This window comes from Klebsiella sp. HMSC09D12, from assembly GCF_001808475.1.
GTDB lineage: Bacteria > Pseudomonadota > Gammaproteobacteria > Enterobacterales > Enterobacteriaceae > Klebsiella > Klebsiella oxytoca.
In genome coordinates this window covers 67,333-77,593 of sequence record NZ_KV793482.1, presented here as the reverse complement: position 1 = coordinate 77,593, position 10,261 = coordinate 67,333, and the positions used below count along the sequence as shown (strand labels likewise).

The following is a 10,261-nucleotide window of genomic DNA, read 5'->3' as shown; positions in this document are numbered from 1 at the left end:
GTTTGTGCCACAACATGTTTTCAGCTCGCTTAGCCACGGTTTTCTTGTTAATCAGGTGCTTCGGCCCGACGTTTTCCGAGATCGAGTTGCCGCCCCAGGAGCCGCAGCCGAGGGTCAGGGAAGGGGCGAGGCTGAAGTTGTAGAGGTCGCCGATCCCGCCGTGGGAGGTCGGGGTGTTGATCAGGATGCGCGCGGTTTTCATCTTTTCGCCAAACAGCCTGACGCGATCCGCCTGGTTATCCTGGTCGGTATACAGGCAGGAGGTGTGGCCGATGCCGCCCATATCCACCAGCTTCACCGCTTTCTCCACGGCATCGGCGAAATCCTTCGCCCGGTACATGGCGAGCGTGGGCGACAGCTTTTCGTGGGCAAAAGGCTCGCTGTCGTCGATGTCCCGGACTTCGCCAATCAGGATTTTGGTGTCCGCAGGCACCGCGATCCCGGCCATTCCGGCAATATTGACCGCTGACTGCCCGACAATAGCCGCGTTGAGTGCGCCGTTTTTCAGCAGAATCCCCTGCACGGCCTTCAGCTCCTGCCCCTGCAGCAGATAGCCGCCGTGGCTGGCGAAACGTTCGCGTACCGCGTCGTAGGCCGCATCCACGACCACCACCGACTGCTCGGAGGCGCAGATGACGCCGTTATCGAAGGTTTTTGACATCAGAATCGAAGCCACCGCGCGCTTCACGTCGGCGGTTTCATCGATCACCACCGGGGTGTTGCCCGCGCCGACGCCAATCGCCGGTTTACCGGAGCTGTAGGCCGCTTTGACCATGCCCGGCCCGCCGGTGGCGAGGATCAGGTTGATGTCCGGGTGGTGCATCAGGCGGCTGGACAAATCCACGGTCGGCTCGTCAATCCAGCCAATGATATCCGGCGGCGCGCCGGCCTCTACCGCCGCGCGCAGCACGATCTCCGCCGCACGGTTGGTGGCGTTTTTCGCCCGCGGGTGCGGGGAGAAAACGATGCCGTTGCGGGTTTTGAGGCTAATCAGCGACTTAAAAATGGCGGTGGAGGTCGGATTGGTGGTGGGGACAATCCCGCAGATCAGGCCGATGGGTTCGGCAATGGTCATGGTGCCAAAGGCGTCATCTTCAGACAGCACCCCGCAGGTTTTCTCATCTTTATAGGCGTTGTAGATATATTCGGAGGCAAAGTGGTTTTTGATGACTTTATCTTCCACGATGCCCATGCCGGACTCGGCAACCGCCATTTTGGCCAGCGGAATGCGGGCATCGGCGGCGGCCAGCGCGGCGGCGCGGAAGATTTTATCGACCTTCTCCTGAGAAAAGCTGGCATAGGCCTGTTGCGCCTTTCGTACCCGCGCGACCAGGGCATCGAGGTCGTCATTACTGGTGATGAGTGACATAAGTTTTCTCCGTAAGGGATTGAATTCTCTTAAGTAAAACATGTGCCTTTCCTGTAATGACGCCAAACCTTCCGCCACTGCAGATGCCTGGTTTTAATTAACAGAACTGACTGACCAGAAACTTCTCGGGTACCGTTGCGTTTATTCGCTCGCTAATGAAATTAATTTTTCATTATAATGATGTATGAAATACAAAAACCGTTTTGAGAGATGGATCAAAGATAAGCAAACTGCTGTTAAAGGCAGCCTGTTAAAGGCGAGGTGATATTATTTAATTCATTAAAATCATGTAATTATAATTTTAATTTTTCAAGGGTGGTGAAAAGAGAGCGGTTGGCTGTCTTGCCGTGTCAGGTTTTATTGTGAAATAAAGGTTAAAATTAAACGCTTATTTGAAATTAAAATGAAAAATTAAAACCAATCAGAATGCAGGGGAAAGGAGAAGGGAGAGATCGATAATGTCGCTTGTACGGGCGGGCGGGTCGCCCGGATCGGGCAAGCGCCGTAATCCGGGGGAGTTATGCAGAATTAGCCTTCGTTTTCGGCCAGTTCACGCAGATACTGGAAGATAAGCCGCGCGGATTTCGGCGGTTTATTACCTTCTTTCTCTTTTTGCGCGTTGCGGATAAGCGAACGCAGCTGCTGACGGTCGGCCTCAGGCCACAGGTTCAGCACTTCCGCAACGGCGTCATCACCATTATCAATCAGACGATCGCGGATCTGTTCAAGCTTATGGAACAGCGCAACCTGCTGGTTGTGGCGGTTCTTCAGCTTGTCCAGCGCCTGACGGATCGGCTCGACGTCACGGCTGCGCAGCATTTTACCAATCAGCTGCAGCTGGCGGCGGCGGCCTTCTTTCTTGATACGCTGTGCGAGCTCAATCGCGTCGCGCAGGTCGGTATCCAGCGGGATTTTATCGAGCGCGTTTTTACCCAGCTCGACCATTTCCGCGCCAAGACGCTTCAGTTCTTCGGCGTCGCGCTTAATTTCACTTTTACTGACCCAGATAATTTCATCGTCTTCATCTTCGACGTCATCACCAGGGACGTCGTCGAGCCAGTCTTCGGGCTGCTTTGTCATCTCAGGCTCCTTAAAAAAGAGACTAATGTTACCAGTTAAGGCGCGCACTGAAAAACGGTTCTCTGTTAGACTTCAGTTAACTCCTTCTTACATTATGGCATTAGCGATGAAAGTCATCTCTCAAGTTGCACAACAGCGTAAGACGCTGGAAGAGGCCGTGACCACGGCGCTGGAACTGGCGGCAGGCAAATCCGACGGCGCGGAAGTCTCCGTCAGCAAAACCACCGGTATCGGCGTTAGCACCCGCTACGGCGAAGTGGAGAACGTAGAATTCAATAGCGATGGTGCGCTAGGCATCACCGTTTATCATCAGAATCGTAAAGGCAGCGCCTCTTCGACCGACCTTAGCCCGCAGGCCATTGCCCGCACGGTGCAGGCGGCGCTGGATATTGCCCGCTACACCTCGCCGGACCCGTGCGCGGGCGTGGCGGATAAAGAACTGCTGGCTTTTGATGCCCCGGATCTGGACCTGTTCCATCCGGCGGATGTTTCCCCGGATGAAGCCATTGAGCTGGCCTCCCGCGCGGAACAGGCGGCGCTGAAAGCTGATAAACGCATCAGCAATACCGAAGGCGGTAGCTTTAACAGCCATTACGGCATCAAAGTGTTTGGTAACAGCCACGGCATGCTGCAGAGCTACTGCTCGACTCGCCATTCGCTCTCCAGCTGCGTGATTGCTGAAGAGAATGGCGATATGGAGCGCGATTACGCTTACACCATTGGCCGGGCGATTGGCGATCTGCAATCGCCGGAGTGGGTTGGCGAAGAGTGCGCCCGCCGCACCCTGTCGCGCCTGGCCCCGCGTAAGCTATCGACGATGAAAGCGCCGGTGATTTTCGCCAATGAAGTGGCTACCGGTTTGTTTGGTCATCTGGTCGGGGCGATTGCCGGCGGTTCGGTTTACCGTAAATCCACCTTCCTGCTTGATGCGCTGGGAACCCAGATCCTGCCGGACTGGCTGACCATTGAAGAGCATCCGCATCTGCTGAAGGGGCTGGCCTCTACGCCGTTTGATAGCGAAGGCGTTCGTACGGAACGCCGCGATATCATTAAAGACGGCATACTAACCCAGTGGCTGTTGACCAACTACTCGGCGCGCAAGCTGGGATTGAAGAGCACCGGCCACGCGGGCGGCATTCATAACTGGCGTATTAACGGTCGCGGCCTGAGTTTTGCAAAGTTGCTTAAAGAGATGGGGACCGGTCTTGTCGTCACGGAACTGATGGGGCAGGGTGTAAGCGGCGTCACCGGCGACTACTCACGCGGCGCATCCGGCTTCTGGGTAGAAAACGGCGAAATTCAGTATCCGGTCAGTGAGATAACCATTGCAGGAAATCTGAAAGATATGTGGCGTAATATCGTGACCATCGGCGACGATATCGAAACGCGCAGCAACATTCAGTGCGGTTCTGTACTGCTGCCGGAGATGAAGATCGCCGGTCAATAACACCTGTGTGCTTAATAATAAAAAAGGAAGTGAGCAATGCGTAAAAAACTGTTAGCGATGCTGGCCGTATCGGCTTTTGCGCTTGGTTCGGCATCGGCTTTCGCCGATCTGGGCGAAGATATGGATACCCTTGCCGAGAACCTGCAAGTGGTGCAGAAAACTTCAGATGCCGGTGAGCTGAAAGCGGCGCTGAATAAGATGCGTACAGCGGCGGTTGACGCCCAGAAAGAGACGCCGCCGAAGCTGGAAGGTAAAGCGGATGACAGCGCGGAAATGAAGGACTATCGTCACGGTTTTGATGTGCTGATCGGCCAGATTGACGGCGCGCTGAAGCTGGCTGACGAAGGTAAAGTCAAAGAGGCTCAGGCCGCAGCGGAAGAGTTTAAAACCACCCGCAATACGTATCATAAGAAGTATCGTTAATCGTCTGCAGATTTCGGGTATTTCTGCCGGGCGGAGGCTGACGCCTTGCCCGGCCTACCAGACCCCAAATCTAAACCTGAATCCTCGGTCGGTAACCTCAAGCCCTGTTCCCATCCTCAACCTTGATCCCAACCCTTTCCGCTTTCCCGGCAGCCTGGCGGGCGGATAAAAAACCTGTTCCATCACATTTCTGCGTTTTTCTCTTCAGGTCGTTCCGCGCCGCCAGCGCTGCGATTATGTGATATTCATCACGCGAATTTGGCTAAATGAACACATTCTCTGTGGTTATGTGAAATGAATCACACATGCCGTCGTTCTTTCCACTTCGAAGTGGAAAACAACTCGCTACAAACTCTTATCCCCCGGCATTAGTGTTATCCCCAGAGACATCAACGGGGTAATTCAAGTGAATAACGGAGCGGTAACACACGTCCCAGAGGAGCAGGCCACGCTAACCGAACAGCTGGCCGACAGGATGCTGCAGCAGGTTTTCGCGCTATTAAGCCGCCGCAACATCGTTCCCAACGACGTTCAGGAGCAAATGCTGACTTCCCACGTTCGGGCGATGGCCCATCGGTCAATCAGCGGCGAGCCGCTGCCGGAAGTGGATGCCAGCCTGTTCGAAGAGATCTCAGAAGATTCAATGATGCTGGCCCGCGAAGTGGTCGCGCAGTTCGGCAATCTGCCAGATGCAGAAGCCTGGCTGCTGTCTGTCCACTTCGAAGTCGCGAAAGATAACCTGTAAGGAGCATACAAATGGAACAAATCACCGTTGTTATTGGCGATCGCCTGGGTAAAGGTCAAAAAGTTGCCGCAGGTGCGGAAAAAGCTGGCGCTCGCGCCGTTGTCGTTCCGGGCGTTGCTGCGGATATGAAACTGGGCGACATGATGAAAGCCGAAAACGCTACCTTCGGTATCTCTTTCTGCGGCAGCGGCGGCGCAGGGGCAATCACCGCGCAGAATAAGCATGGCTACAAAGCAAAATATGGCATGCGTTCCGTTGATGAGGGCGTCACCGCGATCAACGAAGGCTACAACGTACTGGGCTTCGGCTTTATGGATAAAGAAGAACTGGGCGAACGCCTGGTGGAAGCCTGGAAGAAGAAATACGGCGCGTGAGTATGAAAGAGCAATTCACCACCACGGTGAGCGTTACCGGCAAAGGCGAGAGCAAAACGCGTGCTTTCGCCGATGCCCTGAACCATGTCCAGGCGGCGGTGATGAAAACGTCGCCGCACATCTTACTGCGTATTGAACCACAGGATGTGGAGGTTGTTCATGCGCGTGAAGCGGTACGGAAAGAGGCATTTTTATTCTTCTTTCTGCGCCGTGAGCGACGGACCTACAGCGTGGAGCTGAACGTTACCGTCACCGTGACCGCCATTAATCTCGATAAAGTGGATTTCGTCACGCAAACCTGATTTTCACCAAAGGGTCAGACTATGTTCCTGATAATTTTAATAAAATCGCTCATCATCGGCGGCCTGGTCGGCGTCGGCGTAGGCGCCGGAGCGGCACGCATGTTTCATGCGCCCACCACGCAGGGGATGGGGGCGTTTCGTACCTTGGGCGAGCTGAATTCATGTGAAGGCGATCCGGCTTCACACTTCTCTTTTGGTCTGGGCTTCTTCTTCAACGCCTGGGCCTCTTCCGTCGCGGCAGGCTCCTTCACTCAGGACGTTGACCACCGCATCATCCCCAACTGGGGGGCGGCAGCGCTGATGATCAAAAACCGCAACGTCGGCGAGACGCTGCACGATCCGAAAAAGATGGCCATCGCTTGCGGCATTATCGGCATGATCGTTGTGGCTTTCCTCAACCTGACCGCCTCTTCAGTACCGGAAGCGCTACAGGTGACGGCGGTCAAAGTGCTGGTTCCGGCGGCAAACCTGCTGGTGAACACGGTGATGCCGGTCATCTTCTGGCTGGCGGCGATTGATGCCGGCAAAAAGTCGGGCTTTTGGGCGACGATTTTCGGCGGCGCGGCGCAGCTGATTATGGGTAACGCCGTCCCGGGTCTGGTGCTGGGCATCCTGATCGGCAAAGGCGTGGAAGAGAGCGGCTGGCACCGCGTCACCAAAGTGATGATGGTAGCAATCGTCGCGCTGTTCGTTCTGAGCGGCTTCTTCCGCGGTTTCGACATGAAGATGATTGAATCCTTCCATCTGACCGTGCCGAACTGGCTGGAACTGATCCACAACTCGCTCAGCGGTAAATAACAGGGGCCTCTCATGGAACAAAATAAAGGTTTTTGGTATGCCGACTGGTCGTTCCCGATCTTTGTTGGTCTGCTCTCCGCCGGCGTTTTTGCCGGGACGCATATGTACTACCTCTACGGCATCGGCGCGTTTAACGAAGTCGCCTTCGTGGCGATGCTGAAAGCGGGAATTGATACCGGTGCCTACGGCGCGGTAGCGGCGTTCGGCGCCAGCTTCCTGTTCGCGCGTATTATCGAAGGCTCACTGGTGGGGATTCTGGATATCGGCGGGGCGATCCAGACCGGCGTCGGCTTAGGCGTTCCGGCTCTGTTGCTCGGCGCGGGCTTTGTTTTCCCGGTCGCCAACTTTGCCGCCTCGCTGGTCACCGGCCTGGTGCTGGGGCTCGCCATTGGCTACATCATTATCCTGGCGCGCAAATTCACCATCAACCAGAGCGACTCCACCTACGGCGCGGACGTCATGATGGGGGCCGGTAACGCCTCAGGCCGCTTCCTCGGACCGTTGATTATCCTCAGCGCCATGACCGCTTCTATTCCAATCGGCATCGGTTCCCTGGTGGGCGCGCTGCTGTTCTACATCTGGCAAAAGCCTATCACCGGCGGCGCGATCCTTGGCGCCATGCTTCTTGGGTCAATCTTCCCGGTGGCGATTAGTTAAGTCCTGCGGGCGCCTCGGCGCCCGCGTTAACAGGAGAGAGAAATGTTTGATTTACTCCTGCGCCGTGCGCGCCTCGTCGACGATACCCTGACCGATATCGCCATCCGGGACGGTAAAATCGCGGCGCTTGGCGAGATTAGCGCGCCTGCGCGCAAAACCCTTGAACTGGACGGTCGCTATTACGTCAGCGCAGGCTGGATTGACTCTCACGTTCACTGCTATCCGAACTCGCCGATTTACCATGATGAGCCGGACAGCGTAGGGGTTGCTACCGGCGTGACCACCGTGATTGACGCGGGCAGCACCGGTGCGGACGACGTTGATGACTTCTACCAACTGACCCGCAAAGCCGCGACCGAGGTTTATGCCCTGCTTAACATTTCCCGCGTCGGGCTGATTGCCCAGAATGAACTGGCCAATATGGCGAATATCGACGCAGAGGCGGTGAAGCAGGCGGTCAACCGCTACCCGAACTTTATCGTCGGCCTGAAGGCGCGGATGAGCAGCAGCGTGGTGGGTGAAAACGGCATTACGCCGCTGGCGCGCGCAAAGGCAATTCAGCAGGAAAACGGCGGCCTGCCGCTGATGGTGCATATCGGCAACAATCCGCCCGATCTGGATGAAATCGCCGATCTGTTGACCTCCGGCGACATTATTACTCACTGCTATAACGGCAAGCCCAACCGCATTCTGACGCCGTCCGGCGAGCTGAAGAGTTCGATAACCCGCGCGCTGCAGCGCGGCGTGCGCCTTGATATCGGCCACGGCACCGCCAGCTTCAGCTTCGAAGTGGCGCGCCGGGCGATTGCCATGGGCATTCTGCCGCACACCATCAGCTCCGATATCTACTGCCGCAACCGTATCGACGGTCCGGTGCGCTCGCTGGCGCTGGTGATGTCGAAATTCCTCGCTATAGGGATGTCGCTGCCGCAGGTTATCGACTGCGTGACCGCCAACGCCGCGGAAGGCCTGCATCTTTCCCATAAAGGGCGGCTGGAAGTGGGCTATGACGCCGACCTGACGCTGTTTACTCTCGCGCAGATGCCAACGGTGCTGGTGGATGCTGAAAAAGAGAGCCTTCAGGCCGACAAGATTCTGCTGCCGCTTGCCGCCATTCGCGCGGGCAAGGGCTATCTGACCGAACAAGGGAGCGCGGAAAATGCCTTCGATTTTTGAGAAATATGATTTAAAGCAGGTCATTAACACCTCCGGGCGCATGACCATTCTCGGCGTCTCGACGCCGCGACCGGAAGTCGTGGAAGCCGCGATGGCGGGGATGAACCAGTACTTCGAGATGAAAGATCTGGTCAATAAAACCGGCGCGTATATTGCGAAGCTGCTGGACGTGGAAGGGGCGACCGTTGTCTCCTGCGCCTCGGCGGGCATCGCCCAGTCGGTGGCGGCGGTGCTGGTAAAAGACAGCGACTGGCTGCTGGAAAACCTGCACGTGACGCCGATTGAAAACAACGAAATCGTGCTGCCTAAGGGCCACAACGTCAACTTTGGCGCGCCGGTGGGCACCATGGTAGCGCTGGGCGGCGGCAGGCTGGTGGAAGCGGGCTACGCCAACGAATGTTCCGCCGGGCAGCTGGCGGCGGCTATCACCCCGCGCACCGCGGCCATTCTGTATATCAAATCCCACCACTGCGTGCAGAAAAGCATGCTCAACGTGGCGCATGCGGCAGCGGTGGCGAAGAGCCATAATCTGCCGCTGATTGTCGATGCGGCGGCGGAAGAAGACCTCCAGGCCTACTATCGCGCCGGCGCGGATCTGGTGATTTATAGCGGCGCGAAGGCGATAGAAGGGCCGACCAGCGGGCTGGTTATCGGCAAAACCCAATACGTTGAGTGGGTCAAACGCCAGTCGAACGGCATTGGCCGGGCGATGAAGGTGGGTAAAGAGGGGATCCTCGGCCTGACCTGCGCCATTGAACACTATCTGACGGCGAGCAAAGAGAGCGGTGAAGAGATGGTGGCGAAGATGACGCCGTTTATTCAGCAGCTTAATACGCTCGATGGCGTCACCGCGCGCGTGGTCTGGGACAGCGCCGGCCGCGATATCGCGCGGGCGGAGATTAAGTTTGATGAAGCGGTGACCGGCGTCAACACCGGCGATCTGGTCAATGCGCTGAAGCAGGGCGAATACACCATCTACTTCCGTGGCTATAAAGCAAATGAAGGCATTATTGAAGCCGATGTCCGCAGCGTGAACGCGCAGCAGCTGGAGATTGTCTCCCGTCGCATCGCAGAGGTTTTGAACAAGGAGAAAAACGCATGAAACTGACCCCTAATTTTTATCGTGACCGAGTCTGCCTGAACGTGCTGGCGGGAAGCAAAGATAACGCCAGCGAGATTTATGAGGCGGCGGAAGGTCATGTACTGGTGGGCGTGCTCTCCAAAAATTACCCGGACGTCGCCAGCGCGGTTGCCGATATGCGTGAATACGCGCAGCGGATTGATAACGCGCTCTCCGTGGGACTGGGCGCGGGCGATCCGAACCAGTCGGCGATGGTCAGCGAAATTTCGCGCCAGGTGCAGCCGCAGCACGTCAACCAGGTATTTACCGGCGTGGCGACCAGCCGCGCGCTGCTGGGCCAGAACGAAACCGTGGTTAACGGCCTGGTGTCGCCAACCGGTACGCCGGGAAAGGTGAAGATCTCCACCGGCCCGCTCAGCAGCGGCGCGCCGGATGGCATCGTGCCGCTGGAAACCGCGATTGCCCTGCTGAAAGATATGGGCGGCAGTTCAATCAAATACTTTCCGATGGGCGGGCTAAAGCATCGTGACGAGTTTATTGCGGTGGCCGAGGCCTGCGCCCGTCATGATTTCTGGCTGGAGCCCACCGGCGGGATCGATCTGGAAAACTACGGCGAGATCCTGCAGATCGCGCTGGACGCCGGCGTGAGTAAAATTATCCCGCATATCTACAGTTCGATTATTGATAAAGCCAGCGGTAATACCCGCCCGGCGGACGTGCGTCAGCTGCTTTCGATCACCAAACAGTTAGTACAATAGCGCCGATTGCCCCTCCACCCCGGCCCTCTCCCTGACAGGGAGAGGGAGAAA

12 protein-coding genes are annotated in these 10,261 nt (G+C 56.7%); 10 read left to right on the top strand and 2 right to left on the bottom strand.

The window, feature by feature from the left end:
• Positions 1 to 1,369 (bottom strand): aldehyde dehydrogenase family protein (locus HMPREF3178_RS14955; protein WP_049128314.1); only part of this gene is annotated, 1,369 nt, incomplete at its 3' end.
• A gap of 528 nt (positions 1,370 to 1,897) precedes the next feature.
• Entirely contained in the window at positions 1,898 to 2,449 is a 552-nt protein-coding gene (gene yjgA / locus HMPREF3178_RS14950; protein ID WP_004108993.1) for a ribosome biogenesis factor YjgA, read from the bottom strand.
• A gap of 94 nt (positions 2,450 to 2,543) precedes the next feature.
• Between yjgA and pmbA the strand changes: the two genes are divergently transcribed.
• The 10 genes from pmbA (at position 2,544) to dagF (ending at position 10,210) form a co-directional block, all read left to right on the top strand.
• Positions 2,544 to 3,896 carry a metalloprotease PmbA gene (gene pmbA, locus HMPREF3178_RS14945; protein ID WP_004108992.1) on the top strand — a complete coding sequence of 451 codons (1,353 nt, stop codon included), beginning with the start codon at positions 2,544 to 2,546 and terminating at the stop codon, positions 3,894 to 3,896.
• A 36-nt stretch (positions 3,897 to 3,932) separates the two neighbouring features.
• Positions 3,933 to 4,319, top strand: coding sequence for a cytochrome b562 (gene cybC / locus HMPREF3178_RS14940; protein ID WP_004108991.1), 387 nt, complete (start codon positions 3,933 to 3,935; stop codon positions 4,317 to 4,319).
• Positions 4,320 to 4,725: 406 nt separating this feature from the next.
• Positions 4,726 to 5,064, top strand: a complete 339-nt coding sequence (locus HMPREF3178_RS14935; RefSeq protein WP_017145070.1) for a glycine dehydrogenase — start codon at positions 4,726 to 4,728, stop codon at positions 5,062 to 5,064.
• An 11-nt stretch (positions 5,065 to 5,075) separates the two neighbouring features.
• The gene (locus HMPREF3178_RS14930; RefSeq protein ID WP_004098072.1) at positions 5,076 to 5,438 is read left to right on the top strand and encodes an SFCGS family glycine-rich protein; all 363 of its coding nucleotides are present in this window, start codon (positions 5,076 to 5,078) and stop codon (positions 5,436 to 5,438) included.
• Between the two features lie 2 nt (positions 5,439 to 5,440).
• Complete coding sequence (locus HMPREF3178_RS14925; RefSeq protein ID WP_004108982.1) at positions 5,441 to 5,740, top strand: DUF4312 family protein; 300 nt, start codon at positions 5,441 to 5,443, stop codon at positions 5,738 to 5,740.
• Positions 5,741 to 5,761: 21 nt separating this feature from the next.
• The gene (locus HMPREF3178_RS14920; RefSeq protein ID WP_004098075.1) at positions 5,762 to 6,538 is read left to right on the top strand and encodes a DUF4311 domain-containing protein; all 777 of its coding nucleotides are present in this window, start codon (positions 5,762 to 5,764) and stop codon (positions 6,536 to 6,538) included.
• Positions 6,539 to 6,550: 12 nt separating this feature from the next.
• Positions 6,551 to 7,195 carry a DUF4310 family protein gene (locus tag HMPREF3178_RS14915; protein ID WP_016809340.1) on the top strand — a complete coding sequence of 215 codons (645 nt, stop codon included), beginning with the start codon at positions 6,551 to 6,553 and terminating at the stop codon, positions 7,193 to 7,195.
• Between the two features lie 42 nt (positions 7,196 to 7,237).
• Entirely contained in the window at positions 7,238 to 8,371 is a 1,134-nt protein-coding gene (locus tag HMPREF3178_RS14910; RefSeq protein WP_017145069.1) for an amidohydrolase/deacetylase family metallohydrolase, read from the top strand.
• On the top strand, positions 8,355 to 9,473 hold the full coding sequence (locus HMPREF3178_RS14905) for a DgaE family pyridoxal phosphate-dependent ammonia lyase (RefSeq protein WP_070585270.1): 1,119 nt from the start codon (positions 8,355 to 8,357) through the stop codon (positions 9,471 to 9,473). The genes HMPREF3178_RS14910 and HMPREF3178_RS14905 overlap by 17 nt, the downstream gene beginning before the upstream one ends.
• Positions 9,470 to 10,210: a 2-dehydro-3-deoxy-phosphogluconate aldolase gene (dagF, locus tag HMPREF3178_RS14900; RefSeq protein WP_053064548.1), complete on the top strand. Its 741-nt coding sequence runs from the start codon at positions 9,470 to 9,472 to the stop codon at positions 10,208 to 10,210. Before HMPREF3178_RS14905 ends, dagF begins: the two co-directional genes overlap by 4 nt.
• Positions 10,211 to 10,261 lie beyond the last annotated feature (51 nt).

Excerpts from the sequence above, each read along its gene's own strand:
- yjgA (WP_004108993.1), bottom strand. The coding sequence starts at position 2,449 with ATGACAAAGCAGCCCGAAGACTGGCTCGACGACGTCCCTGGTGATGAC.
- pmbA (WP_004108992.1), top strand. The coding sequence starts at position 2,544 with ATGGCATTAGCGATGAAAGTCATCTCTCAAGTTGCACAACAGCGTAAG.
- cybC (WP_004108991.1), top strand. The coding sequence starts at position 3,933 with ATGCGTAAAAAACTGTTAGCGATGCTGGCCGTATCGGCTTTTGCGCTT.
- HMPREF3178_RS14930 (WP_004098072.1), top strand. The coding sequence starts at position 5,076 with ATGGAACAAATCACCGTTGTTATTGGCGATCGCCTGGGTAAAGGTCAA.
- HMPREF3178_RS14925 (WP_004108982.1), top strand. The coding sequence starts at position 5,441 with ATGAAAGAGCAATTCACCACCACGGTGAGCGTTACCGGCAAAGGCGAG.
- HMPREF3178_RS14920 (WP_004098075.1), top strand. The coding sequence starts at position 5,762 with ATGTTCCTGATAATTTTAATAAAATCGCTCATCATCGGCGGCCTGGTC.
- HMPREF3178_RS14915 (WP_016809340.1), top strand. The coding sequence starts at position 6,551 with ATGGAACAAAATAAAGGTTTTTGGTATGCCGACTGGTCGTTCCCGATC.
- HMPREF3178_RS14910 (WP_017145069.1), top strand. The coding sequence starts at position 7,238 with ATGTTTGATTTACTCCTGCGCCGTGCGCGCCTCGTCGACGATACCCTG.
- HMPREF3178_RS14905 (WP_070585270.1), top strand. The coding sequence starts at position 8,355 with ATGCCTTCGATTTTTGAGAAATATGATTTAAAGCAGGTCATTAACACC.
- dagF (WP_053064548.1), top strand. The coding sequence starts at position 9,470 with ATGAAACTGACCCCTAATTTTTATCGTGACCGAGTCTGCCTGAACGTG.